The organism is Pseudacidovorax sp., assembly GCF_017991995.1.
Classification (GTDB): Bacteria; Pseudomonadota; Gammaproteobacteria; order Burkholderiales; family Burkholderiaceae_C; genus Xenophilus.
Genome location: NZ_JAGOPN010000016.1, coordinates 121,678 through 146,703, shown reverse-complemented (window position 1 = coordinate 146,703; position 25,026 = coordinate 121,678). Strand labels below are relative to the sequence as shown.

Annotated in this window: 24 protein-coding genes; 18 read left to right on the top strand and 6 right to left on the bottom strand. The window is 69.9% G+C overall.

The window, feature by feature from the left end; translation table 11 throughout:
• The first annotated feature begins 5 nt into the window (after nucleotides 1-5).
• The 11 genes from KBC94_RS20750 (at nucleotide 6) to KBC94_RS20700 (ending at nucleotide 11,200) form a co-directional block, all read left to right on the top strand.
• The gene (locus KBC94_RS20750) at nucleotides 6-524 is read left to right on the top strand and encodes a hypothetical protein (RefSeq protein WP_294374504.1); all 519 of its coding nucleotides are present in this window, start codon (nucleotides 6-8) and stop codon (nucleotides 522-524) included.
• 212 nt (nucleotides 525-736) lie between these two features.
• Complete coding sequence (locus KBC94_RS20745) at nucleotides 737-1,147, top strand: hypothetical protein (RefSeq protein ID WP_294374501.1); 411 nt, start codon at nucleotides 737-739, stop codon at nucleotides 1,145-1,147.
• The gene (locus tag KBC94_RS20740) at nucleotides 1,144-1,854 is read left to right on the top strand and encodes a hypothetical protein (protein WP_294374498.1); all 711 of its coding nucleotides are present in this window, start codon (nucleotides 1,144-1,146) and stop codon (nucleotides 1,852-1,854) included. Before KBC94_RS20745 ends, KBC94_RS20740 begins: the two co-directional genes overlap by 4 nt.
• Complete coding sequence (locus KBC94_RS20735) at nucleotides 1,851-3,524, top strand: pilus (MSHA type) biogenesis protein MshL (protein ID WP_294374496.1); 1,674 nt, start codon at nucleotides 1,851-1,853, stop codon at nucleotides 3,522-3,524. Before KBC94_RS20740 ends, KBC94_RS20735 begins: the two co-directional genes overlap by 4 nt.
• Nucleotides 3,521-4,186 (top strand): hypothetical protein, encoded by a 666-nt coding sequence (locus KBC94_RS20730; protein WP_294374494.1) that lies wholly within the window; start codon nucleotides 3,521-3,523, stop codon nucleotides 4,184-4,186. Before KBC94_RS20735 ends, KBC94_RS20730 begins: the two co-directional genes overlap by 4 nt.
• A complete protein-coding gene (locus tag KBC94_RS20725) occupies nucleotides 4,183-5,874 on the top strand; it encodes a GspE/PulE family protein (RefSeq protein ID WP_294374491.1) in 1,692 nt (563 codons plus the stop codon). Before KBC94_RS20730 ends, KBC94_RS20725 begins: the two co-directional genes overlap by 4 nt.
• Entirely contained in the window at nucleotides 5,871-7,121 is a 1,251-nt protein-coding gene (locus KBC94_RS20720; RefSeq protein ID WP_294374488.1) for a type II secretion system F family protein, read from the top strand. The genes KBC94_RS20725 and KBC94_RS20720 overlap by 4 nt, the downstream gene beginning before the upstream one ends.
• Before the next feature lie 27 nt (nucleotides 7,122-7,148).
• Nucleotides 7,149-8,327 (top strand): hypothetical protein, encoded by a 1,179-nt coding sequence (locus KBC94_RS20715; protein WP_294374484.1) that lies wholly within the window; start codon nucleotides 7,149-7,151, stop codon nucleotides 8,325-8,327.
• Between the two features lie 283 nt (nucleotides 8,328-8,610).
• A complete protein-coding gene (locus KBC94_RS20710) occupies nucleotides 8,611-9,384 on the top strand; it encodes a hypothetical protein (protein ID WP_294374482.1) in 774 nt (257 codons plus the stop codon).
• Nucleotides 9,381-10,502, top strand: coding sequence for a hypothetical protein (locus tag KBC94_RS20705; protein ID WP_294374480.1), 1,122 nt, complete (start codon nucleotides 9,381-9,383; stop codon nucleotides 10,500-10,502). The genes KBC94_RS20710 and KBC94_RS20705 overlap by 4 nt, the downstream gene beginning before the upstream one ends.
• Nucleotides 10,499-11,200: a prepilin-type N-terminal cleavage/methylation domain-containing protein gene (locus tag KBC94_RS20700; protein WP_366934732.1), complete on the top strand. Its 702-nt coding sequence runs from the start codon at nucleotides 10,499-10,501 to the stop codon at nucleotides 11,198-11,200. The genes KBC94_RS20705 and KBC94_RS20700 overlap by 4 nt, the downstream gene beginning before the upstream one ends.
• Here the strand turns inward: KBC94_RS20700 and KBC94_RS20695 are convergent.
• Nucleotides 11,179-12,117: a LysR family transcriptional regulator gene (locus KBC94_RS20695; RefSeq protein ID WP_294374476.1), complete on the bottom strand. Its 939-nt coding sequence runs from the start codon at nucleotides 12,115-12,117 to the stop codon at nucleotides 11,179-11,181. The genes KBC94_RS20700 and KBC94_RS20695 overlap by 22 nt on opposite strands.
• Nucleotides 12,118-12,212: 95 nt before the next feature.
• Between KBC94_RS20695 and KBC94_RS20690 the strand changes: the two genes are divergently transcribed.
• The gene (locus KBC94_RS20690; protein WP_294374474.1) at nucleotides 12,213-13,745 is read left to right on the top strand and encodes an MFS transporter; all 1,533 of its coding nucleotides are present in this window, start codon (nucleotides 12,213-12,215) and stop codon (nucleotides 13,743-13,745) included.
• 6 nt (nucleotides 13,746-13,751) lie between these two features.
• Here KBC94_RS20690 and KBC94_RS20685 read toward each other — a convergent pair whose 3' ends face one another.
• From KBC94_RS20685 to KBC94_RS20670, 4 genes are all read right to left on the bottom strand, one after another.
• A complete protein-coding gene (locus tag KBC94_RS20685; RefSeq protein ID WP_294374473.1) occupies nucleotides 13,752-14,630 on the bottom strand; it encodes an EAL domain-containing protein in 879 nt (292 codons plus the stop codon).
• 4 nt (nucleotides 14,631-14,634) lie between these two features.
• Nucleotides 14,635-15,381, bottom strand: a complete 747-nt coding sequence (locus KBC94_RS20680; RefSeq protein WP_294374468.1) for a Crp/Fnr family transcriptional regulator — start codon at nucleotides 15,379-15,381, stop codon at nucleotides 14,635-14,637.
• A 161-nt stretch (nucleotides 15,382-15,542) separates the two neighbouring features.
• The gene (locus tag KBC94_RS20675; protein WP_294374467.1) at nucleotides 15,543-16,259 is read right to left on the bottom strand and encodes a hypothetical protein; all 717 of its coding nucleotides are present in this window, start codon (nucleotides 16,257-16,259) and stop codon (nucleotides 15,543-15,545) included.
• A gap of 10 nt (nucleotides 16,260-16,269) precedes the next feature.
• A complete protein-coding gene (locus KBC94_RS20670; RefSeq protein ID WP_294374465.1) occupies nucleotides 16,270-17,595 on the bottom strand; it encodes an EAL domain-containing protein in 1,326 nt (441 codons plus the stop codon).
• A 263-nt stretch (nucleotides 17,596-17,858) separates the two neighbouring features.
• Here KBC94_RS20670 and KBC94_RS20665 point away from each other — a divergent pair, with 263 nt between their 5' ends.
• Nucleotides 17,859-18,605, top strand: coding sequence for a GntR family transcriptional regulator (locus KBC94_RS20665; RefSeq protein ID WP_294374462.1), 747 nt, complete (start codon nucleotides 17,859-17,861; stop codon nucleotides 18,603-18,605).
• Between the two features lie 56 nt (nucleotides 18,606-18,661).
• On the opposite strand, the gene KBC94_RS20660 is transcribed toward KBC94_RS20665, so the two are convergent.
• A complete protein-coding gene (locus KBC94_RS20660; protein WP_294374459.1) occupies nucleotides 18,662-18,877 on the bottom strand; it encodes an acetyl-CoA carboxylase biotin carboxyl carrier protein subunit in 216 nt (71 codons plus the stop codon).
• Nucleotides 18,878-18,991: 114 nt separating this feature from the next.
• On the opposite strand from KBC94_RS20660, the gene KBC94_RS20655 reads away from it, so the two are divergent.
• From KBC94_RS20655 to KBC94_RS20635, 5 genes are all read left to right on the top strand, one after another.
• Nucleotides 18,992-20,257 carry a CoA transferase gene (locus KBC94_RS20655; protein ID WP_294374457.1) on the top strand — a complete coding sequence of 422 codons (1,266 nt, stop codon included), beginning with the start codon at nucleotides 18,992-18,994 and terminating at the stop codon, nucleotides 20,255-20,257.
• On the top strand, nucleotides 20,254-21,828 hold the full coding sequence (locus KBC94_RS20650) for a carboxyl transferase domain-containing protein (protein WP_294374454.1): 1,575 nt from the start codon (nucleotides 20,254-20,256) through the stop codon (nucleotides 21,826-21,828). Before KBC94_RS20655 ends, KBC94_RS20650 begins: the two co-directional genes overlap by 4 nt.
• 34 nt (nucleotides 21,829-21,862) lie before the next feature.
• Nucleotides 21,863-22,852 carry a tripartite tricarboxylate transporter substrate binding protein gene (locus tag KBC94_RS20645; RefSeq protein WP_294374451.1) on the top strand — a complete coding sequence of 330 codons (990 nt, stop codon included), beginning with the start codon at nucleotides 21,863-21,865 and terminating at the stop codon, nucleotides 22,850-22,852.
• Entirely contained in the window at nucleotides 22,849-24,261 is a 1,413-nt protein-coding gene (locus KBC94_RS20640) for an acetyl-CoA carboxylase biotin carboxylase subunit (protein ID WP_294374449.1), read from the top strand. The genes KBC94_RS20645 and KBC94_RS20640 overlap by 4 nt, the downstream gene beginning before the upstream one ends.
• 140 nt (nucleotides 24,262-24,401) lie before the next feature.
• Nucleotides 24,402-24,962 carry a dihydrofolate reductase family protein gene (locus tag KBC94_RS20635; protein WP_294374581.1) on the top strand — a complete coding sequence of 187 codons (561 nt, stop codon included), beginning with the start codon at nucleotides 24,402-24,404 and terminating at the stop codon, nucleotides 24,960-24,962.
• Nucleotides 24,963-25,026 lie beyond the last annotated feature (64 nt).

The following is a 25,026-nucleotide window of genomic DNA, read 5'->3' as shown; positions in this document are numbered from 1 at the left end:
CACCCTTGCTGCTGATCGCCGTGCTGGGCGTGGAGGTCGCTGCACTGGGGGCGCTGTCTGTCGGTGCAGGGCTCGGTCCCGCTTCGGCGGGCCGTCCCGGCCCAGCGCCCGCGGCGGTGCCCGCAAAGGGGATGGTTGCAGCGCCCACCCCGGGCATGTCGAACGCCGCCCTCGCGGAAGTCGCAAAACTGGAGGGCCTTCAGCCCCTGGCCGCCGCAGCCCTGCCGATCCGTGCCGCGCGTTCGAACGCGAGCCCGACTCGCACAACGGTCGGCGCAGGCGAAGCCGCTCAGCCGACGGCAGCGCCCCGCTTGAACCTCGTGCTGGTGCGGGAGGGTAGGGCAGGTGGCGTCGCGGTCATCGACGACAAGGTGGTGCGCCCAGGTCAGGTCCTGGAGGACGGCAGTACCGTGACGGCCATCCATCGGGGTGCGATTGCCCTGACGGGACCCTCGGGCGAGGTCACCCGGCTGCCGGTCCTCAACACCTATGCCATCGATGGCAAGGAAAGGAAGCCGAAATGAGGGCGACACGTTGGCTCGTGGCGGCAGCGGGGCTCTTGCTGCTGGGGGCAGCCGGCGGCTACCTGCTGGCACCCTCGGGGCCACAGGCGGAGGCCCCGCCGGCGAGCAGTCCCGCACCAGCGCCTTCTGTGCCCACGCCACAGAAGGCGTCCGAACCGGTATCCGTCGGCCCCCGCGCCATCGATACCACGCCGAAGCAGGAAAGCTCCGCAATGCCCGCCGAGGGCCGCGATACCGCCGCCCCGACCGCGTCTGGTCCTGCCACGGATCGCGTCAATGCCCTTGAGCAGATCAATGCGCGGCTGCAGCGCATGCGCGACGCCAACGACACGGACCCGCTCAAGCTGGAGCAGGCGCTGGCCGATCTGGAGCGGACGTCCGGCATGAAGACCATCGGCGGCGTGGACATCGGTCGGCTGCGCGACAACCTCGTTGTCGTCGCACAGATGCAGCGGCTCACGCAGGAGATGGAGCCCCTGCGCAAGAAGGGCTCCGCGCTGTCCGAAGCCGAGCGCTCGCAGTTGGCAGCGAAGACCCGCGAACTGCAGACGCTCGCGACGCGCCTGAGCGTCGGCACCGCCACACCGCGACAGGCGCCGTCCGAGACGAGGAGCCGTCCGTGACGCGGCAACCCGTGCGTCGCACGGCGGGGGAGCGGGGGAATGCCCGACACGTCTCGGATCGCGAGGCAGGTACGCGCGGCCTTGCGCAGGGCTTCACGGTCGTCGAACTGGCCCTGGTGCTCGTCATCGCCGCCCTGATCGCCGTCTCTGGCCTGCGCTGGCTGCATCTGATGAACACCTCCGGCCAATCGGTGGCCGCGCAGTCGCAGGCCAGCGCTGCGCGAGAGGCTGTGATCGCCTTCGCCCGGGCCAACCGGCGACTGCCCTGTCCCGATCTCATCGGCAATGGGCTCGAAGGAACCTGCGCGTCCGGCACGCGGCAGGGGTGGCTGCCGATCGTTGCCCTCGAAATGGCCGACCGCTCGGACCCGGCCATGCTGGAGACGCGTCCGCGCTATGCAGTCTTCCGGTCCTCCGCCGTCGATCTCGTCCGGCCCGACCAGACGGGCACGGCCGGGCCCGACCAGGCCTTCGTGCGTGCACTCAAGATCGCCGCGGCGCAGCCCTTCGGCGGCGAGCAACCGCATATCGCGCCCACGCCAGCGGGCTGCGCCGCAGCACAGGCCAATGCGGCCTTTGCGTTGCGCGTGCCCGTGCAGCCCGAGGGCCGCGATCTCCCCACGGAGCGGCCCTGCTTCCCGCTCTCGGCCCCCATGTCCAGCGAAACCGCAGCAGGCCTGCTGGCCGTCTTCTCCGACAGAACATGACCCCTTCACGCGCGCTCTCCCTCACCGGCTTCCTGGCCGCCGACCTGCTGTGCCTGGTACTGTCGGGCTGCGTCTCGGGCAAGTCGGCTTTCCTGGGACAGGAAACCGCACCCGGCAACGATCCCGCCATGATGGCCAACGCCGCACAGCAGGTGCTGACCGAGTCGCAGCAGGTGGCCGCTGGGACCGAGGCAATGCGGGCCCAGTTCCAGGAATCCGCCCAGCCGGCAGCCCAGTTGCCCGCCTTCCTGCCTGTGACGCGCGAACCGCTGGAGGAGAGGGTCGTCAGCATCGACATGTACGAGGCGCGGGCCGAGCAGTTCCTCTGGGCCATTGCCAAGGATCTGGGCTTCAACCTGGTGATCGACCCGCAAGTGCTGGCCTCGCCGCAACGGGCCAGCCTGTACCTCAACAAGGTCTCGGCCTCGGAGGCCATGGACGCGGTGGCACGCCTGTTCGACCTGCACGACACACGCCAGGGCAACACGATCCGCTTCTCGGCCGTCGAGCAGCGCCTGTTTCCAGTCGACCTGCTGGGCAGCAAGGTGGCGCTCAACATCCTCTCCGGCGGAGACGTGCTGGGTGCGGACGGCGGCGAGCGCGACGCGCAGCGCGCGCTGCGCGGCACCATCCGCGTGAGCGGCGATGTCGGCATGAAGGAGGATGCCTTCGACACGCTGCTCGCATCGATCGAGGCCATCGCGCTGGACCCTGCAGATGGCAAGAACTCCGAGGAAGGTTCCGTCAAGCCGGTCGTCACCCTCGACCGCCGCAGCCAGACGTTGTTCGTGCGGGCTCGTCCATCGCGCGTACGACAAGTGTCGGAATTCCTCGCGCAGGTCAATGCCGTGCGGCGTCGGCAGGTACAGATCGACATGCAGATCATCGATGTCTCGCTCAGCCAGCGCTATCGGCTCGGCATCGACTGGACCAGCCTGTCCAGCAAGCTGGCCCTGACCTCCGGGGCCCAGCAACTGGCGCTGGAAGCTGCCCGGACCACCTTTCCCAACGGCAGCACGGGGGTGACCCGCGCACTGCGCATTCCCGAGCAATTGCTCGGGCAGGCTCCAGGCGGAGGAAGCGGAGGCGGCGGGCTGGCCTTCAGTTCGGGGGGCGTGTCCGCCGTGGCCAATGCGCTGCGCACCTACGGGACGGTCAAGCTGATCTCCAACCCCACACTGCGGGCGCGCAGCGGCGAGCCGGCCTTCGTGAGCGCCGGGACCAACTACCGCTACGTCTCCAAGGTCACGGCCAATACCACCGCCACCGGAAACCAGGCCGTCACCGCCTACAGCACCGAGACCAGCTCGCTCTTCTCCGGCCTGATGGTGGGCCTGACGCCCGCCATCCGCGAGGACGGATCGATCGAGTTGTTCGTGCATCCGCTGCAGTCGATCGTGCGGCCCAACACGCTTGCGCTTGTCAATCTGGGGCAGGGCAATTCGGTGACCCTCCCCGTGGTCGACTCGAAGAGCGCTGCCACCACGCTGGCCGTCAACAGCGGCGATGTGGTCGTGCTCGGTGGCCTGGCCGACCAGGCCACCGACGTCAACGCGAACGGCGTTCCCGGCTTGAGCGACACACCCGCCGTCGGAGCGCTCTTCGATCAGACCAACAACGGCCAGACCAGCCGAGAGCTCGTGCTGGTGCTGAAGGCGACGCTGCTATGAAGAACCACTCGCTCACGACCCGCCGGCCCTGGCTGCGCAGCCTTAATGCGACCGCCTACCTGGTTCTGATGGCTGGCCTGTGCACAGGTCCCGTCTTGGCGGAGGCGCCCGACGATGCGCAGCCGGCGCCCATCGGCGTGAAGGCCGCCGCCGCAGCGCCGGCCATCATCGCGAGGCCCTCGACGCCGACCGGCGCGCCGCGCGCCGATGGCGCACGCGATGCCCGCACGCGCACGACGGCCGCACAGTCCCCCACCCGGGACCCTCGCCGCATCCCGCGCGAGACCCAGGTCAGTCAGGCGCTGGACCTCTTCGACACCGCCCAGCGCGCGGAAGACCTCGACCTGGCCGGGCAGGCCATCAACGCCCTGAAGGAACTGGTGCCCGAGGACAACCTGGCCCTACTGCGCCGCCGTGCCTGGCTCGAACAGGCCCATGGACACTGGGATGCCGCCCGCGGCCTCCAACAGAAGATATCGATGCGACTGCCGGACGATCTGCAGTCGCAGCTCAACCTGGCGCTGATCGATGCCCGCCAGGGACAGCGGGCCGCAGCCGCCGAGCGGCTGCGCAGGATGAAGCTGCTGCATCCCTCATCGGCCACGGTGGATGCGCTGCTGCGTCAGATCCAGCACCGTCCGCCGGCACAGCCTCAGCCATGAATGCCGTGACGGCCGCCCCCCGCTCCGCGGAGCTGCTGGAGCAGCTGAGCGCGCGCATGTCGACGCTGCTGCAGGAGCGCGGCGCCCTGTCGTCCGTACAAATGGAGTACGCGCGCCAGAAACAGCGTGTCGAGGCCAAGCCGCTTTGGCACGTCCTGATCGATAACGGCCTGGCCCGCGAGCGCGACGTTTGCGAGGCCCTGGCCGCGTTGCTCGGCTGCGACTTCGTGCGCACGGAGCAGATCGGCCCTCCCGATGCCGCCGTGCTGGCCCTCTTCAGCCAAGACATGTGCATGGCCGCGCAATTCCTGCCCCTGCGTCGCGAAGGCCCCGGGCTGGTCCTGCTCCTCGGCGACACCTGGCCAGCCGACGTGGCCCAACTGGTGCTGCGCAGATGCGGCCTGCGCTGCCGCTTCGTCGTCGGCGAGTTCTCGCGCGTGCGCGCGCTGATCCGCGACTGCTTCGTCTTTGCCCAACATCCCGTCGCGCATCTGGTGGACCAGGAGATCCGTCAGCTCGCCCTCGACCAGGAAGGCACGCGCAGCCCCGCCACCTTCCTCGACCACCTGCTGCATCTGGCGGTGCAGGAGCGCGCGACCGACATCCATGTGGTTCCGGGGCCGGCCAGCGCCCATGTACTCTTCCGCGTCGACGGCGTGTTGCATCCCGCCTATGCGCTGCCCACCGGGCTGATGCGCATGGTCAGCTACGTCAAGCTGCTGGCCGAGATGGACATCTCGGAAAAGCGGCGCCCGCAGGACGGCAGCTTTCGCGCGCGGATCGCCGACGTTCCCTACTCGATCCGCCTGTCGACCATCGTGACCGACCTCGGCGAGCGGCTTGTCATGCGGCTTCTTCCCGAGAGCCATGACCTCAAGGGGCTGGTCGAACTGGGTTTCTACGAAGAAGACGCACAACGCATCGGCGCCGCCATGCAGGCACCTTCCGGACTGGTCGTCATTACCGGCCCAACCGGTTCGGGCAAGAGCAGCACCCTGCATGCGGGCCTGCGCATGCAGCGGCTGATCGAGCGCAACGTGCTCACCGTTGAAGACCCCATCGAGTACCGCGTGCCGGTCGCGGGACAGACGGAGGTGAACCGCAAGGCCGGCTATGACTTCCATGTGGCGCTGCGCCACTTTCTGAGGCACGACCCCGACGTGATGCTGGTCGGCGAGATGCGCGATGCCGAGACGGTCGCGGCTGCGCTCGATGCGGCCACCACAGGGCATCTCGTGCTGTCCACACTGCATGTGACGACGGCCATTGGCGTGCTGTCGCGGCTCAATCTGCTGGGCGCCCGACCGCAGGTGCTGGCGGAGAACCTGCTGATGGTTGTCAACCAGCGGCTGGTGCGGCGCAACTGCCCCGCGTGCAGCGTGCCCTTGCCCTTTACCGCGCACCAGAGCGAGTGGCTGGGCCTGCCGCATGGATCGGCCGGCATGCACGGGCCGGGTTGCCCGCTGTGCCGCGGTACCGGCTTCTTCGGCCGTGTGCCGGTGTACGAAATGCTCACCGTGTCGCAACCGCTGGCCGACCTCATTGCCACCGATGCCCCGCGGTCGGCTCTACGCGCGGCCGCCCAAGCCGGCGGCTTCCAGACCATCGACACCAGTGCGAAGCGACGCATCGCCGAAGGCGTCACCACCTGCGAGGAAGTGGAGCGGGCCATGGGGATCGGCCCATGAGCTGGTATTTCTATCGTCTGGTCGATGGTCAGGGTGTCGTGCGCTCCGGCGCACGGCAGTTCGCGGAAAACGACCACGTGCTGGCGCGCGACCGCCTGGAGGCCGAGTTCAACGGCCTGATCCTGCTGTTGACGCCCGTGCCCGCCTGGGCGGTCTCGTGCGGGCAGTCCATCATGGGCCTGTTCGCGCTCACGCTGCCGGAAAAGGAAGTGGCGGCCATGCTGCGCGACCTGGCGGTGATGAGCGGGGCCGGTGTGCCCATTGTGGATGCGGTGACGGTGCTGGCGGAGGACGCCGGCGCAGGCAACAAGACTTTCATCAAGGTGGCCGACCGGATCCTGAGCGACCTGCGCGCCGGCGCGACGCTCAGCCAGGCCTTCGACCGGCAGCCCGCCATCTTCAGCGAACCCGTGCGCAATCTGGCGCGGATCGGCGACGAAACCGGCGCCATGGACCGCATGCTGCAGGAAGCTGCCGACCACCTCGACCGCCTGGTGCAACTCAAGCAAGGCTCGCGACAGGCGCTGATCTACCCGGCCTTCGTCTTTGCGGCGATCTTCGCGGCCGCGGCCTTCTGGCTGTATTACGTCATTCCGAATCTGGCGCTGCTGTTCAAGCAGTTCCACGCCAAGCTGCCGCCGCTGACCGTGGCCGTGATCGACGCCTCCGGATGGCTGGGCCGCAACATCGGCTGGGTGCTCGGCGCCGCGGTGGCACTCCTCGTCGTCGGGGTGGTGGGCTGGAGCGCCAGCGCATCCTTTCGCACATGGGCGTTTCGGGCCTTCCACGCCCTGCCCGTGGCACGCACGTTGAGCACGGCAAGCGGCCTGGCCTTCATCTCCGAATACCTGGCCCTGATGCTGCGCGCCGGCATCGACGTGGTCCACAGCCTGAGCGTGCTCGAGCGCTCCACGCACGACCTGTACTACCGCGAGCGGCTCGTGCTCGTGCGCCAGTACGTCGAGCGCGGCGAACGCCTGTCGAGTGCGATGCGCCGAGTGGGCGGCTTTCCAGCCCTGGTGGTACGCGTCATCGGCGTGGGCGAAGAGTCGGGCACCCTCGACCGGCAACTGCAGCACCTGGCCGCCGACTTCCGCCGAAGGCTCGAACGCGTGGTGGCCTCGTTGGCCGAGATCATCAAGCCCGTCATCGTGCTCGTCGCCGGCGCACTGCTGATCCTGTTCGTCGCAGCCCTCGTGTTGCCGGTCTACGACCTCATCGGACAGGCGATGACGATCCGCCGCTGAGGCGGTTTCTTCGGTGCCCCTGACATCATGACCATGCCCCATTCCAAGCGTCCGATGCGGGTTCGAACCCGGGAAAAGGGCATCGCCCTGGTGGCGGTTGCTGCCTTGGCCACCCTGCTGAGCTTTGCCGGGTTTGCCGCGTACTACGCCGCCTCCACACTGACGCAATCCTCCTCGCGCCTTGGCCAGGACCAGTTGCTGGCGCAGGCCGATGCCATCGTGGAGGCCTTCGCGTCTACCCACGCGAGGCTGCCCTGTCCGGCGGCCCATCGAGGCGGCGCCGAGGACTGCGCGAGTGGCCGGCAGAAGGGCTTCTTTCCCGCCGATGTGGCCGGGGCATACGCTTCCAGCCCGCTGTCGGGCGACGTGATCGGGCTGCGCTACCTGGCCACACCGCGCCTCATGAAAGTGGCGGATGTGTTTCCTGCAGACCCCACGAACTTCGCGCATATCTCCAACGGCCATGACCTGTGTCGTGAGCTGGCGGCCCTGCAGAGCGGGCTCGGGGGCATCGATGGAGGATTGCCCGCGGACGAGATCAGCGCCGGGATGGACGTCTATGGGCTGGCCGCGCCGGGCGCCGCGGGCTTCACCGGTGCCAACACCGACGCCGACGCCCACCTCGAAAGCCCGGGCCAAGAACGGACCCCGACCTACACCGAGCGCGTACAGATGCGCAAGGTGCGTGGTCTTGCGCGCAGCGAATCCTGCGCCACCCAGATCAATGCCCTGAACGTGTTGACCATGGCGCATGCCTGGAACGACGAGATGCCCGCAGTGCGCGAATCGGCCGTGGCGCACTTCACGGAGCTGACGCTGTGGCCGCAGATCAACTCGCTCGCCACCTGGGAGCACGCCGGACTGCGCGTCTTCAAGAAGCAGTTCGAGCAGCGAGAAAAGGTCGTCGAGGGAATCACCGCAGCGGCAGCGAAGGATGCCGCGCTGTGCGCGTTGCTTTATATCCCGGCCTGTGTCGCAGCCGGTATTCAGGAAGGGGCGGCCACCAAGGCCTCGATGGAAGCCATTTCGGCTGCGCGGGAAGAGGCCGTCTTCATCACTCGCATTGCGCAAGCGAACGCCAATCTGATACAGGCGTCGGTCCGGTTGGCACGCTATCAGGCCATCGATCTCTGGCAAGAGCAAAAGACCGTGCTGGAAGCCGTGGACAGACGCGGGCCTCAGATCAATGTGGTTCCGTCCCTCTAAGCAACGTCCACTGAACGCCATGAAAGAGAAGAACACGGGTTTTGCGCTGGTTGACGCTTTGGTCGCCGTCATGGTGGGCGGGGCCATCGTGGCGGCAATCAGCCAGTGGTTGCGCCCGGATGGCATGCACGGCGACTAGACCCAGCAGCGGCGGATCCTGGAACAGGCCCACGCCACACTGACCGGATATGCAAGCGCCAATGCGCGTCTTCCCACCTCCGACGATGGATGGCTGCCTTCTGCTCTTGCACCGAGCGGTGGTGGCAATCGCATCAGGTATTACGTGGCACCCGCGCTCACCAGCATTCCCGCCAGCCACTACACCCCCCATGGCCTGGTTTCAGACGCCAAGGCATCGCCTGGCCTGGACTTCTGTCTGAAGCTTGCCCAGGCGGGCAAAGGCGAATTGCTGGACCTTGGATCGGGAGCCGACTCGGTGAGTGTTGCCGTCGTCCTGGAGTACTCCTCTTCGGCGGCCACGGGAAGCAGTGTCGCGGACGTTGCGCTGCCAGGCACCGAACTGGCCCACGCGCGGGAAGTGCAAGGACGCTTCTCGCGCGGCATTTCGCCGACCGAACTGTTCACTGCACTTGGCTGCCCGGACCGAATCGCCCGCACGGCGTCCGCGACGAAATACAGATGGGCACTCCTGGACATGTTCGAACTGGCGAAGGCCAATACGCAGCACAAGCGAGTGGACCTGCAAGTCGCGCAAGCCCAGATGGACGAGTCGGCGCTGGGACTGGCGCAGTTGCTGGTGACGCAGGCGATCCTGGTGGTGGACGAAGCAGAGCTCGTTCTCGGGCACGGCGGAAAAAAGCCCTACGACGATGAAGCGATCTTCGCGGCGGCGGTGCTGATCTATGCCTCATCGCAGGCGCAACTGGCCACCACCATCGCATTGGTCGTGCAGACCCTGGACAAGTGGCCGGCGCTGCAGGCCACGCTCGTTGCCGCCATCAATGACGCTCAGACCAAGGAGGGCATCGTGGCATTGGCCCTTGAAGACACCGAGCGAGAGCTGAACCATTACCTGGCATTGGGGCTCACGCCATGACACGGAATCTCCAATCTGCAAGGCGGGCGTTTCAAACAGGCGTCACCATTCTCGAAGTCGCAATCGCCCTCGCCATCCTCGGCGTACTCACGATCGCAGCCTGGAAGCTTCAGCAAGGATTTCTCTCGGCAAGCCTGGCCGAGTCCGAAACCGACATGACGAGTCGCGCCGATCAAGCATTGGTCAGCTATCTCGTGCGCAATGCCCGACTTCCCTGTCCCGCGTCCAATGAAAAAGGACTTGAGGACTGCAGCACGATCCAGGGCTATGTCCCGTGGCGAACCATCGGCCTGCCGGACGCCGGCGCCGGAGCTCTCAAGTACACCCTGGGCGCCGACGGGCTGCATATGCGCCCCCCCGGGGCCATCGATGTGTTCGAGCTCGACGGCCGGACCTTTTCCACCATCCAGTTCGACGGGGGCGACCGCGTGGCCCAGCGCTGCGCAACGCTTGGACGTGCGCTGGCTTCGAACCTGGCCCTTGCCTACGAGGTGCAAAGCCCGCTGAAGTCGGATCGGGATCCCGCTGCCGCCGACGCCACCAGCCGGTCGAGCATCGCCCGTGCGCGCACGGCGGCCAATCTATGGCAACTGCTGCACTGCGGCGCAGTCGTCGGCGGCGCGGCTCGCGCTCACAAGGATGCGGCCGTGGCCGCACAGATGATGCGGATCGCCGCTGGCGAGCAGCTGGAGATCGCCGAGCTCAACAACGAAGCCGCACTGGCCGCATTCGTCTTCGCGGTTCTCGACTTCGTCACCCAGCAACTGCGGATCCCGTCGAAGCTCCAGGATGCGGCGATGAACTGCTCCAACGTGACGAGCATCGACGCAGATGACGCTGCAGGGACGGCAAGTCCCGGGCAACTCAGCGCTTCGGCGGAGGCGAAGCTGGCCTGCGCCACCGCGACAACGGATGTCGGTGTCCATCTGAGCTATGTTGCAGCCAGGGCAATGGGTGTGGCCGCCGCCATCGAAAAGCTCACCGGCTCCAACGCCATCGCCCTGCAGAGCCGCCGGGACGAGGACGCGCTCATGGCCCGGCTGGCCCAGCGCACCAGAGACCATGCCAACGAGTCCCTGGCTGGCGGCCTCTATCTGCAGCCGGTGAGCAACCCATGAACACCTCCCGTCGCCCGCGCCCCCGGCATGGCTCGCCACAGAAAGGCTTCAGCCTGGTGGAGCTTTCGGTCGTGCTGATCGTCATCTCCGTGATCCTGGGCGCATTGATGTCCGGCGCCAACATCTACCGTCAGGCCGCGCTGCAGCGCATGTTCAGCGAGTTCGTGCTGGGCTGGCGGGCCAGCTATTTGTCGTATGTGGCGGTCACGCACAACATTCAGCCCGGCGACGACCCAGGCAACCCACAGTACGCCGTCAACGGCGCCGTGGACTCAGCGCTGTGCGGCATTGAGCTGGTCAACGAGATGCTTGCCAGGGGGATCGCGCTGCCCGAAGGTCGTGCGCCCGAGACGCCTGAGCGCTATGTGTACACCGACCAGAGCGGTGCCCCCCACGAATTGCGGGTGTGTCTGGTGACGGTGCCCTGGTCCATCCCTGGGACCGCCCAGGGCAGCTACCAGACCGCGCCGCGGCATGTGCTGCGCATGGAGGGACTGACGCCGGCCGCCGCCATGTCTTTTGACGCGCTGATGGATGGCCGGGTCGATGCCCGATTCGGCGATCTACGCGAGGACTTGGCGGCCGCTGTCACTTCCGCAGCCTCGCAGCCCTGGAGCGGAGACGCCAACGCGCGGCGCAACGACGCGCCCGAGGGCCAGGCCGTGGAACTGATCGGCTACCTGCTGCTGGGGCGCTGAGCCAAGGACGGCGGCACCGTGCTGCGCCCGTCGTGGAACACGCGCGTCACGCAGGTACGCAGCCACTGGTGCGCCTCGTCACCCTCGTGGCGCGGATGCCAGGCCATGCGCGTGGGCTCGGTCTGTACCACCACCGGCAGCTTGAACAAGGCGAGGCCCAGCGGCTCGGCCATCTTGCGGGCGGTGCGGGTGGAGGCGGTGGCCACCAGGTCGGAGCGCGAGGCGGCGATCAGGGCCGTGAAGGTGCTGGGCACCAGCATGGCCACGTCGCGCGCCAACCCCGCCTCGGCCAATGCGCGATCCACGGAGGCGGGCTCGCCCGCGCGGGGCGAGGTGTCGACGTGGCGGGCGCCGGCGTAGCGCGCCAGCGTCATGCGGCCCTTGAGCAGCGGATGACCGGCGCGTGCCGCACCCACCAGCGGCTGCGCGGCCAGAAGCACGGCCTGGGCGCGGGTGTCGGCCCGGCGCACGGCGCCGATCTCCAGGTCGATGCGGCCTTCGCGCAGGGCGCCAGGGTCGTGGGGTGCTTCGGGCAGCCACTGCAGGCTGGCGTGCGGCATGCGTTCGGCCAGCGCCTGGGCGATCACGACGCCATAGGCCACGGCCCAGCCCTCGGGCGCGCTCACGACGAAGCGGCGCGGCTGGGCCTGCCAGTCCTGTCCTGCCGTGGCGCGCAGCGCCTGGGCCTGGGCCAGCAGCTGGCGCACCGGCTCCGCCAGCGCCAGGGCGCGCGGGGTGGGGACCAGCCGGCGGCCGGCTCGAACGAGGATCGGGTCCTCGAACACCTCGCGGATGCGCGCCAGGGTGTGGCTCATGGCGGGCGTGCTCAGGTGCATGCGGGTCGCTGCGGCCGTGACGCTTCCCGTGGCCAGCAGGGCGTCCAGGGCGGCCAGCAGGTTGAGGTCGTACTGTTTCATCGGACGAAATCATCGATTTCGGACATTGCACTGTACGGAATTGCCGGGCATCCGGACACTGCGGCGCATCGCCCATCCCCGGAGCTTCTCCCGCCATGCCGCCGCCCGTTGCCGTGCCGTCGCCCTCGTCCGACTTCCCGCCCGCCCGCCAGCAGCGCATCGCCTTCGCGATGCTCATGCTCACTCTGGCCATGGCGGCGCTGGACCAGACCATCCTGTCCACCGCGCTGCCGGTGATGGCGCGCGAGTTGCCCGGGCGATGGCCGCTCGCCTGGGCCTTCTCCTCGTACCTGCTGGCCGCCACGGTGGTCATCACGCTCTACGGGCGCCTGGCGGACCTGCTGGGCACCCGGCGCGTGCTGCTGTGGGCGCTGGGGCTGTTCCTGCTCGGTTCGCTGGCGTGCGGCGCCAGCCGCAGCGTGCCCCAGCTCGTGCTGGCGCGCGCCGTCCAGGGCGCGGGCGGTGGGGGCCTGATGACGCTGGCCATGCTCAGCGTGGCCAGCCTCTTTCCGCTGGAGCAGCGGCCCCGCTTCCAGTCGCTGCTCGGGGCGGCCTACGGCATCGCGACGCTGTTCGGCCCGCTGCTGGGCGGCACGCTGGTGGAGCACCTGACCTGGCACTGGGCCTTCTGGCTCAACGTGCCGCTGGCCTTGCTGGCCGCAGGCCTGCTGGCCATGACGCTGCCGGCCGGGCGCCGGCATGGCGCGGCCGACGCCCGCATCGACTGGCCGGGCGGTGCGCTGCTGGCCGGGGCGCTGGTGCTGCTGTTGCTGGCCACGCAGCGCGGGCGGCTGGGCCTGCCGCCGGCGCTGGGGCTGGGCCCGTTGCTGGCAGGCGGGCTGGCGTTGGCCGCGCTCTTCCTGTGGCGGCAGCAACGGGCCGCGCATCCGCTCCTGCCGCTGTCGCTCTTTGCGCCTGCGGCCTACCGGGCCGCGAGCCTGATGGCCATGTCCTCGGGCGTGGCGTTGTACGCCGCGGTGGCCCTGCTGCCGCCTTACCTGCAGGACCGCCTGCACCTGTCGCCCACCGGATCGGCCTGGCACCTGCTGCCGCTGATGGGCGGCGTCACCTTCGCCGCCATCGGCAGCGGACGCCTTCTGCGTGCCCGCCGCTCGCCGGTCACCGTGGCCCGCGCGGCCTGCGCGTCGATGGTGCTGGGCTTCGTGCTGCTGGCGGGTGCCCTGCAGTGGTGGCCGACGCAGCCGCTGGCGCTGTCGCTCGGCCTGCTGCCGCTGGGCATCGGCCTGGGGCTGGTCTTTCCGGTGGTGACGGTGGTGTCGCAGCGGACCTCGCCCGTGCAGCACCTCGGCATTGCGACGGCCGTGCCCGTGATGCTGCGCAGCCTGGGCGGCGCGGGCGGCGTGGCGCTGCTGGCGGCGCTGCTGGTGCACCGGGTGGAGGCGGAAATGGCCACGGTCACGGCCGTGGCAGCGGCCGCGCCCGCCGGGCTCGCATCGCCGGCCGTGGCGCAGGCGCTGACCGGCGCCCATGGGCACGGGCTGCGGTCCGTCTTCCTGATCGCCGGGCTGGCCGTGCTGGGCGCCGGACTGTGCACCCGCTGGCTGCCCGTGCGGCTGACGCCCGCAGCCGACGGCGCGGGCAGGCCCGCCGCCCGCCCCGCGACCTGATGGCATTCAGCCGATGAGCGCCGAAGGCGCAGCCCCGTGCTGCGCCGGCGCGTCCGCCGCCCGCATGCGCCCCCGCACCCACAGCGAAAGCTGGGCCGGGGGCAGCGCGGGGCTGAACACGTAGCCCTGCAGCTCGTCGCAGCCCAGGCGCACCAGCGCCTCGCACTGGGCCTGGGTCTCGACGCCCTCGGCCACCAGCCGCATCCCCAGCGCATGGGCCAGGTCGACCGCGGCCTTGACCACGATCTGCACGGCCGGGTCGGCCGCCACGTTCTGCACGAAGTAGGCGTCGATCTTCAGCTCGTTCGCCGGCACGCGCCACAGCCGGCTGAGCGAGGAGTAGCCCGAGCCGAAGTCGTCGATCGACAGGCCGAAGCCGCGCTGGCGCAGCACGCGGAAGAAGTCGTCGGCCGCGCCGCTCGCGGCCAGCGACCAGCTTTCGGTGATCTCGAAGCTCAGCTGGTCGGGCTGCAGTCCATGCTCGCGCATCTGCTCGTCGAAGTAGTCGGCCAGCGAAGGACTGTCCAGTTGCAGCGGCGACAGGTTGATGGAGGCGGCGATCCGCAGCCCTTCCGTCCGCTGCCAGTCCGCCAACTGGCGGCACACGGCGCGCACCACCCAGCGGCCCAGCTGCACGATCAGCCGGTGGCGCTCGCAGAAGGCGATCAGGTCCTCCGGCGGCACCCAACCCACGCGGGGGTGATGCCAGCGCACCAGGGCCTCCACGCCGCTGAGCCGGCCGTCGCAGGCATGCAGCTTTGGCTGGTAGTGCACCTCCAGCTCCTCGCGCTGCAGCGCGTGGGCCAGATCCGCCTGCCATCCGGCCACGGGCCGGACCTGCCGGCGGCGACCGGACTGCAGACCATGGCGGAAGGCGTCGGGCATGGGATCAAAACCGCGACCCGAAGTCGATCGGGAAATCCTTGTCCGGATGATCCGGCGCGCGCGACGGCGGCGCCAGCTCGTCCGGGCCCAGCGGCGCATGGAAGTCGGTGTTGAAGGCCAGGTCGTCGCGCACATGCACGGCGTCGCCGTCGCGCTGGACCACGCCGCGCTCCTCCAGCTCCTTGAGCACCTTGTTGACCATGGGCCGCGACAGCCCCGCGTAGGAGGCGATCACGCCCTGCGAGATCCGCCTGTCGAAGGCATGGTCGCCCTCGGGCGCCAACTGCGTGAGCTCCTGCAGCACACGGCCGACCAGGTGTTCGGCCGACATGGTGGTGCGGCGGCGGATCTGCTTGCGCAGCGCCAGCATCTGCTTGCACTGCATCTGCATCAGCACCAGCGGAACACTGGGATAGCTCTCGCACAGCCGCCGCAGGGTCCACAGCGGCATCACGTAGACCGACGAGGGCAGGGCGGCGATCAGGCTCAGGTCGGACGGCTGCTTCGGGCCGTCCAGGGGCGCGCCCAGGTGCAGGTCGTCGGGGCTGAGGAAGTTGGTGGTGACGGTCGCGTCGTTGGGGCCGGGCACCACCACGCGCAGCAGGCCCGAGCCCACGCAGTACAGGGCGTCGATGTCGTCGCCCACGTTCAGGACGACCTCGTTGCGGCGGAAGTTGCGCAGCTCGATCAGCCGCACCAGCGCCTCGCGCGCGCGGGGCGGTACCGACGAAAGCAGAGGGTGGATGTACATCAGTCGTCTCCTGCACGAGGCCACGGCCCGCGCAGCAGCTTCACGTCAAACCGGATTTCGGGGAAGAGGTGCCCGGCAGGCACCCAGCGTCGCTGGCTGCCGGCCACGCAAGCACCTTTCAGGCCGCACGGGCGCGGTGCGCCCCATTGGCGCACGGATCTTCAGAGCGACGGGGCCGCCGAACGCAGCCAGCGGCCGCTGCCTGGCGGGCGGCCCGGCGGCCGGGTGCCCACGCCACCGAACTGGTAGCCGCCGCCCACGGCGCGCAGTGGCAGATGGCCGCCGGCAATGCGCGCGCGGCCCCGCAGGCTGCGCACCACCTGGTCGATGGCGGCGACGTCGTCGGCGAGCTGGTAGGCCGCAAAGATGGCCTGCATCGCCCCGCGGCCGAGGCGGTGGCCGCGCGTGAGGGCCAGCGACATCATCAGCAGCCGCTCCTCGCTGTTGAGCGGCATGCGCAGACCCGCGCCGGGCAGCACCAGCGTCCAGCCCTCGTCGACCAGCCGGTGGTCGGCGAAGTTCAGGCCGGCCGCGGATGCGCCCGGGGATTCGAGTTGCTCCAGCAGCGGAGCCAGGGCGGGCTCCGCCGAGGCGGCGACGACACGGGAGTGGCGGCTCGCCTGCTCGGCGATGGCCTGCTCCAGCATCCGGTACTGGTGCTGGAGCATGAGATCCAGGCTTTCGCCGTCGTGGCAGGCGCCGTCGGCCGCAGCACCGCAGGTGCAGGCGCTGCGGGCGGCGGGCGCCTCCTTCGGGCCGCGCTCGCGCAGGCCGGCCCAGGGAGAGACCGTCCCCGGCAGCGGCGTGGGCGCGCGGACGGGGGTCATCAACGGCGGGCGCGTCTCGGGTCGCGCCCGAAGGCCGGCGAAGCTGCTCATGCGAATCTCCTCAATGCCAAAAATCGATGTGGGGCCGGGCCACCTCGGGCGCCGCCGCGGCGACCGCCAGCGGCGCCACGCGCCTTGCGGTGGGGCGGCCCAACGCCACTGCCTCGCGCCGGACTGGGCTGCGGGGCACCCCGCGGCCGCAGACCCACTGCGCGCCGGCAGCGCGGGCATGCGCCAGATCCTGTTCGCCGTCGACACCGGCAACGACGGTGTGCGGCACCAGCGCGCCACAGGTGCGCACCATGTCGCGAAGCTCCTGCCGGCCGGCCTCCGAATGGCGGGCACGCAGGATGCAGAGTTCGTCCAGCACCAGCATGTCGGGCCGGCAGGCCTGCAGGCCTTCGAGGCCGATGCTGTCGCTGCCGCTGCCGAAGCGCGAGACGGCGATGCGCACGCCGCGCTCGCGCAGCTTCTGGCAGAAGGCACGGGTGGATTCCAGCACCGGCAGGGCGGCCCGGCCGCCGATCTCGAGCGTGAAGCGGCGTGCCATGGCCGGCCGCTGTGCCAGGGCATCGAACACGCTCGTCCAGTAGGCGTCGTCCAGCGCACTCAGCGGCGAGATGCGGCAGGACAGGTGCAGGCGGGTCATCCGGTCCAGGCGGGCGAGGGTGAGCAGCACCATCGTCCGGTCGAGGTGGCGCGTGAGGTTGAGCCGCTCCAGGGCCGGCACGAAGATGTCGCTGGACAGCGCCTGCATGCCTTCGGCCATCGGCACCAGGCAGGGCGTGCCCCGCAGGCACAGGCTGTCGCCGGGCGACTGGGCGTTGGCCACCTCCTGCCAGTCCAGCGCCACGCGGCTGGCGCCCAGCGCGCCGGCCAGTTCGCTGGCGGCCGACATGTCGGCACGGAAGCGGTCGGCGGCCGCCTGCCAGCCACCGGCCGCACTGGGACTGGGCGTGGCGACGAAATGGGCGTACGCGGACTCTTCCGGGGTCAGCATCCGCGCCTGGTCGCCCTCGATGTCGAGCCAGTCGGCATGCAGGGCGGGCAGGCAGGCCTGGCCGTCCACCGGGAAGGACTCGCGCCCGGCACGGGCCAGCAGGCGCTCCAGCGCGGTGGCATCGCCATCGACCCACAGCACCAGGCAATCGTCGGCCACGCGTTCGGCCCGCAGCGGGTGGCCGAGCCATTGGCGCACGCCATGGAGCAGTTGGGCGCTCAGGCTGGATGCCGCCACCGCGCCGTAGGCCTCGGCAATGGGGGCCGCGTTGGTGATCGAAAGAAAGGCCGCGCGCAGCGGCGGCGCGCTCCGGCCTGCGGCGCAGAAACCGCTTTCAGGATGAGGCGCGACAGCGCCGGCGGGCAGCGGGCCCTGCGTCAGCGCCACGGGCGGAGCGTCGTGCTCTGTACACGCGCCTCCATGCCCAATGCCGCGACTGCCCATGAACCGACTCCTTGACCTTGATGGGGCGGATCGTAGGCAGCGGGTTCCCGGGCCGCAGCCGAAACACAAGTGTTTCTGTAGCGTAGTTAACAAACGTAAATGAAGCCGGTCAGAAACAGGTCAGCGCCTGCGCCAGGCATGGCTGGTGGGAGGGTCAGACTTTGTTGACAATGCGCAGGTTGACCGCCTGAATTGATCCTCATCCTGTGCCCCATCCTTCCGACCTCCTCGCCGATCCCGACTTTTCCCGTTGGGAGAAGGAGGTGGCATTCCGGCTCTTTGCCGACGCCTCCGGCCTCACGTTGACGGTGCCCGAGCAGGTGGCGGCCCGGCTCGGTGACCGGATCCTTTCGGGCGAGCTGGCGCCGGGCGCCCGGGTCGGCGAGCAGGAGGTGGCCGACGAATTCGCCATCAGCCGTGGACCGGTGCGCGAGGCGATCCGCATCCTGGAGCGCGAAGGCCTGATCCAGGTGCTGCCGCGCCGCGGCGCCATCGTGGCGGTGCTGACGGCGCAGGAGTTGCGCGAGCTGTTCGAGATCCGCGCCGGCCTGTTCGACGTCGTGGTGCGCAAGGTGGCGTCGCAGCGGCCACCAGAGCTGCTCGCCCTCATGCGTGCCGGCGTGGCTCGGCTGGAGGCGCTCTCGACCTCGCCCGAGGGCGGCGACGCCTACGCGGAGACGGTGCACCGCCTGCTGCAGCTGACGGCCCGCTTCGCCGGCAACGAGCGGCTGCGCCGGATGATCGCGGCGCTGTCGCTGCAGACTCTGCGCTACAGCAAGCTCGGCCTGGCCTCGGTGGAGCGGCGGCAGCAGTCGGCGCAGTTGTGGATCGAGGCCCGCGACGCGCTGGAGCAGGGCGACACGGCCCGCATGATGCAGCTGGCCCGCGCGCGCAGCGAGGCGTCGGCGGAAGAGGCGGCGCGGCGCCTCGAGGAACAGGCCGGCGGCACGTAGCCCGCCGCGCGGCGCCGGCGCGCCCCGGCTTGGGCCCGCGATGGCCCCGGGCCTTGTCAGCCCAGTACGACCACCGGCTGGCCCTCTGCCACCGCCTCGCCCTCTTTCACCAGCAACTGCCGCACCACGCCGGCAGCGGGTGCGCAGACGGGAATCTCCATCTTCATGCTCTCCAGCACCAGGAGGGACTGGTCGGGCTGCACGGTGTCGCCCTCCTGGACTTCGATCTTCCAGACGGTGCCCGTGACTTCGGATTGCAGGGTGGTGTTCATGGCGTCTCCTTGATGGCCTTGTTGAAGCCCAGATCGTAGTCACCAATAAGATTGTTGACAATAAGAATGTCGGATGCTTCAATGACGCCCGGAGACAACACACGAAAGGGCACCATGACCCGGAATCCGGACGACAAGGGTCCGCAGGCCGACCCCACGCAACGTGCGGGTCGCACCTCGGACGATCCCGCCCCCCGTGGCAGCGCGCTGCAGGGCCTGAAGGTGATCGAGATCGCCAGCACCATTGCCGGCCCGGCCTGCGCGCGGCTGCTGGGCGATTTCGGCGCTGACGTGATCAAGATCGAGCCGCCCGAAGGCGACCCGGTGCGCCAGATGGGCCGCCACGTGCACAGCGAGCAGGGCGATGTGTCGCTGTACGCCGCCTCCATCCTGCGCAACAAACGCAGCGTGGCGCTGGACCTCAAGGACCCGCAGGACCGCGCACTGGCCCGGGCGCTGATCCTGCAGGCCGACATCCTGGTCGAGAACTTCCGCCCCGGCGTGATGGAGCGGCTGGGCCTGGACTACGAGGCGCTCTCGACCCAGAACCCCGGGCTGATCATGGTGCGCATCAGCGGCTACGGCCAGGACGGGCCCTATGCCCAGCGCCCCGGCTACGGCGCCATCTGCGAGGCGCTGGGCGGCGTGCGCCACCTCACCGGCGATCCGGACCGGCCGCCGGCCCGCGTGGCCGTGGCCGCCACCGACTACCTCAGCGCCACCTATGCCGCCTTCGGCGCGCTCGCGGCCGTGCACGAGCGCAGCCGCTCGGGCCGAGGCCAGGTGGTCGATGTGGCGCTCTACGAGGCCGCCTTCACGCAGCTCGAACCGCTGGTGCCCGCATACGAGAAGCTCGGCGTCGTGCCCACCCGCGAGGGGCCCAACTTGCCCTCGATGGCGCCCAACAGCCTGTACCCGGTGCAGGGCGGCGGCTATGTGCTCATCGCCGCCAACAGCAACCGCACCTTCGAGCGGCTGGTGCGCCTGATGGGCCAGCCCGGGCTGCTGGACGACCCGCGCTTCAGCACCATCCGCAGCCGCGGCGAAAAGCCCCACATGCAGGCGCTGGACGCCCTCATCGGCCAATGGACGGCCTCGTTCGACGGTGCCGAGCTGGAAGCCATGCTGCAGGAGGCCGAGGTGCCGGCGTCGCGCATCTACACCATCGCCGACATCTTCCAGGACCCGCAGTTCGCGGCGCGCGCCATGCTGCAGCAGGTGCCGCATCCAGCGCTGGGCCACACCACCCAGGCCGGCGTGGTGCCGCGCCTGTCGGCCACGCCCGGCCGCATCCGCCACACCGGTCCCGAGCTCGGGGCCCACACGCAGGCCGTGCGCGACGAACTGGCGGCCACCCTTTGCGCCCAGGAGACCCCATGAGCATGACCCTACCCCTCGAACTCGATGCCAGCGGCGAATGGGCCGACGAACTGGCCGAGCTGCAGCAACGCCGGCAGATGGCCGCCCGCATGGGTGGCGAGGAAGCCGTCGCCCGCCACAAGGCACGCGGACGGCAGACGGCGCGCGAGCGCATCGACACGCTGTTGGACGCCGGCAGCTTCCGCGAGCTGGGCCGCATCACCGGCCGCGGCCGCTACGACGAGCAAGGCCGGCTGCTGGATCTGCAGCCCGTCAACGCCATCATCGGCACGGGCCGCATGGAAGGCCGCCGCATCGTGGTCTCGGCGGACGACTACACCATCCGCGCCGGCTCGTCCGAGGGCACGCTCTCCGACAAGTGGATCTATGCCGAGCGTCTGGCGCTGGCCCAGCACATGCCGCTGGTGCGCCTGGTGGACACCGCGGGAGGCAGCGTCAAGCTGCTGATGCAGCAGGCCGCCGCCAAGATCCCCGGCTATGGCAACTGGCCCGGCGTGGAACTGCTCAAGACCGTGCCGGTGGTGGGCGTCGCGCTGGGCGCCTGCGCCGGCCTCGGGGCGGTAAAGGTGCTGCTGTCGCACTTCTCGGTGATGGTGCGGGACCAGGCGCAGGTCTTCGCCGCCGGCCCGCCGGTGGTCAAGCAGGCCTACGGCATCGACGTCGACAAGAACGACCTCGGCGGCTACAAGGTCCACCGCAAGAGCGCGCTGGTGCACAACGAAGCCGAGGACGAGGCCGAAGCGCTGCGTCAGGTGCGGCAGTTCCTGAGCTACCTGCCGGCCAGCGCCCATCGGCTGCCGGCACGCACCACGCCCACCGACGACCCGGCCCGTGCGGACGACTGGCTCAAGAACGCCATCCCGCACGACCGCCGCAAGATCTACGACCCGCGCCGCATCATGGCCTCGCTGTTCGACCGTGACTCGGTGTTCGAGATCGGGCGCTGGCAGGGCGGCTCCATCATCACGGCGCTGGCGCGCCTGGATGGCTGGCCGGTGGGCGTGCTGTGCAGCGACCCCAAGGTGGCCGGCGGCGCCATGACCCTGGCCGCGGCTTACAAGACCGAGCGCCATGCCAAGCTGTGCGACACCTTCGGCCTGCCGATGGTCAACCTGGTGGACCAGCCGGGCAATGCCACCGGCCCCGAGGCCGAACTGGCCGGCACGCTGCTCGGCGCCGTGCGCGTGGTGCAGACCATCGAGGACGTGCGCATTCCCTGGCTGAGCATCATCCTGCGGCGCGCTTTCGGCATGGCCGGCGGCATGCATGCGCCCAAGTACTTTCCGGCGCTGAACCACCGCTTTGCCTGGCCGTCGGCGCGCTGGGGTTCGATCCCGATCGAAGGCGGCGTGGACGCGGCCCACAAGGCCGAGATCGAGGCCGCCGCCGACCCGGCCGCCGCCCGCGCCGCGCTGGAGGCGCGCTACCACCGCATCGGCTCGCCGTTCCGCACGGCTGAGCACTTCGGCATCCTGGACATCATCGACCCGCGGGAGACGCGGGCCCTGCTGTGCGACTGGATGGCCGATGCGCGGGCGGTGCTGGAGAACACGCGCGGCGCCCGCGCCTGACGCGCCATCCCGAGAACAAGCAAGGAGACAACCCATGGCCCTTTCCCGCCTCCGGCGCAGCGTCGCCGGCCTGCTGCTCACGCTGCCCCTGCTGGCCACGGCACAGGACTGGAAGCCCGAGCGCACCGTCGAATACATCGTGCCTGCCGGCGCCGGCGCGGCGCTGGACACCGCAGCGCGCGAGATCAAGTCCCTGATCGACCGCGACAAGCTGCTGCCCGTGCCCATGCTGGTGGTCAACAAGCCGGGCGGCGCCGGCATGGTGGCCATGGGTGCGCTGGCCGCGAAGCCGGGCGATGGCCACCTGCTGGCCACGCTGACGCACTCCTCGATCAACAACAAGCTGGTGGGCGAGGTGTCGCTGGGCTACGAGGACTTCACGCCGTTGGCCATCCTGTTCGACGAAACCATCACCGTCGCCGTGCGCGCCGACTCGCCCATCAGGAGCGGTCGCGATCTGGTCGAGACGCTGCGCAAGAACCCGGCGGCGCTGTCCATCGGCGTGGCCACCTCCATCGGCAACCACATCCACGCGGCCATCGCCAAGCCGCTGCAGGTGGCCGGCGTGGACATCGCCAGGCTGACGGTGGTGCCGTACAAGTCCTCGGCCGAGTCCATGACCAACCTGCTGGGCGGTCACCTGGACGTGGTGTCGGCCTCGGCCATCAACGTGGTGCCGCAGCTCAAGGCCGGCAAGATCCGGGTGCTCGCGGTGGCTTCGGCCGAGCGGCTCGGCGGCGACCTGGCCGGCGTGCCCACCTGGCGCGAGCAGGGCGTGGACGCGGTCTATGCCTCGTCGCAGGGCCTGCAGGGGCCCAAGGGCATGACGCCAGCGCAGATCGCCTTCTGGGAAGGCGTGCTGCGCCGCATCTCCGCCACGCCGGAGTGGAATGCCTTCCTTGCGCGCAACTACTGGCGCCCGCGCTTCATGGGCGCCGCCGAGACCGTCAAGTACCTGGACAGCGAGGCCGAGGGCGCACGTGCGCTGCTGGGCGAGCTGCACTTGTTGAAGAAGCAGCCATGAGCGGCCCCGCCGCAGACATGGGCGGCGCGCTCGGCGCGCTGCGCCGGGTGCTGGTCGCCAACCGCGGCGAGATCGCAGTGCGCATCGTGCGCGCCTGCCACGCGCTGGGCCTGGAGGCGGTCGTGGCCGTGTCGGACGCCGACGCGGGCGGGATGGCGTCGCGCCTGGCCGGCGCCGAGGTTCGCATCGGGCCCGCGCCCGCGGCCCAGAGCTACCTCAACATCCAGCGCCTGGTGGACGCCGCGCTCGAAAGCGGCTGCCAGGCCGTGCACCCCGGCTACGGCTTCCTGTCCGAGCGGGCCGGCTTTGCCCGCGCCTGTGCGCACGCCGGCCTGGTGTTCGTGGGCCCCTCGCCCGAAGCCATCGAGGCGATGGGGGACAAGATCGCCGCCACCCGCATGGCCCTGGCCGCCGGCGTGCCCCGCGTGCCGGGCTCGGGCGCGCTGCCCGATCTGGCGGCGGCCGAGGTGGAAGCGGCGCGCATCGGCTATCCGGTGCTGCTCAAGGCCAGCGCCGGCGGCGGGGGCCGGGGCATGCGCATCGTGCGCGAGCCTGCGCAGCTGGCCTCGGCCTTTGCCAGCGCAAGCGCCGAGGCGGGCGCGGCCTTCGGCGATGCCACGCTCTATGTCGAAAAGCTGATCGAGCGCGCCCGCCATGTGGAGATCCAGCTGATGGGCGACCACCATGGGGCGCTCGTGCACCTGGGAGAACGCGACTGCTCCACCCAGCGCCGGCACCAGAAGCTGATCGAGGAAAGCCCGTCGCCCTGCCTCGATGCGGCCACGCGCGAGGCCATGGCCCAGGCGGCGCTCGCGCTGGCGCGCGCCGTGCGCTACCACGGCGCCGGCACCGTCGAGTTCGTACTGGACGAGGCGAGCGGCGCTTTCTACTTCCTGGAGATGAACACGCGCATCCAGGTCGAGCATCCGGTCACCGAGATGGTCAGCGGCCTGGACCTGGTGGCCGAGCAGCTGCGCGTGGCCGCGGGTCTGCCGCTGTCGTTCACGCAGGAGGACGTGCGCCTGTGCGGCCACGCCGTCGAATGCCGCATCAACGCCGAGGATCCGGCCAAGAACTTCCTGCCGCGCCCGGGCACGGTGACGCGCTTCGTTGCGCCGACGGGGGAGGGCGTGCGCTGCGACAGCCATGCGCATGACGGGCTGGTCGTCACGCCGTACTACGACTCGCTGCTGGCCAAGCTGGTGGTGCACGCCCCGACCCGCGGCGAGGCCATCGCGCGCATGCGGCAGGCGCTGGCGGAACTGGTGGTCGAGGGCGTGGCGACCACGGCGGCCTTTCACCGGGAGCTGCTGACGCATCCGGACTTCGTGGCGCGCGGGGTGTGCACGCGGTGGGTGGAGGAGGTGTTGGTGCCGCAGCGGCAGAAGCGGGCGGTGGGGCAAGGCTGAGGAGTCGCGCCGGCAGCGGGCAAGGGCGGCGCCGCAGGGCACAGGGGCCACGGCCGGCGCGCCGATGACTATGCTTGGGCGCGCCCACGGCCGGGCAGGAACGGCCGGCCGCTGCCACTCAAACCCTGCAGCAAAGAACAATGAAGACCCAGTACTACACCGCCACAAGCCTGGATGGCTTTCTCGCCACCGAGGACGACTCGCTCGACTGGCTTTTCGCCCTGGGGAGCGTGAACGAGTCCAGCTATCCCGCATTCATCGCCAACGTCGGCGCCCTGGCCATGGGCTCTTCCACCTACGAATGGATGGTTCGCAACGCCGAGAAGGTGGCCGCCGAAATGGGTTCGCCGTGGCCCTATGCCCAGCCGGCCTGGGTGTTCACGAGCCGCACGCTCCCGGCCATCGACGGTGCGGACATCCGGTTCGTCAACGGCGACGTGCGAGCCGTGCACCAGGAGATGCAGGCCGCCGCGGGCGACCTGAACATCTGGATCGTGGGGGGCGGCGACCTGGCGGGCCAGTTCCACGACGCGGGTTTGCTGGATGAACTCATCGTCCAGATCGGGTCTGCCACCCTTGGCAAGGGAAAGCCGCTGTTTCCTCGCCGCGTGGTCGGGTCAGGCCTGCGCCTGCTTTCCGTTGACCGGATGGGCCCGGGCATGGCGGAGTTGCGGTACGAGGTGCAGCAGGCCGGGCGTTGATGCGATCTGCGCCCGCAGGTCGAAGCGTCGGAACGGGTCAGGCGCCTGTCACAGCGCCTTCGCG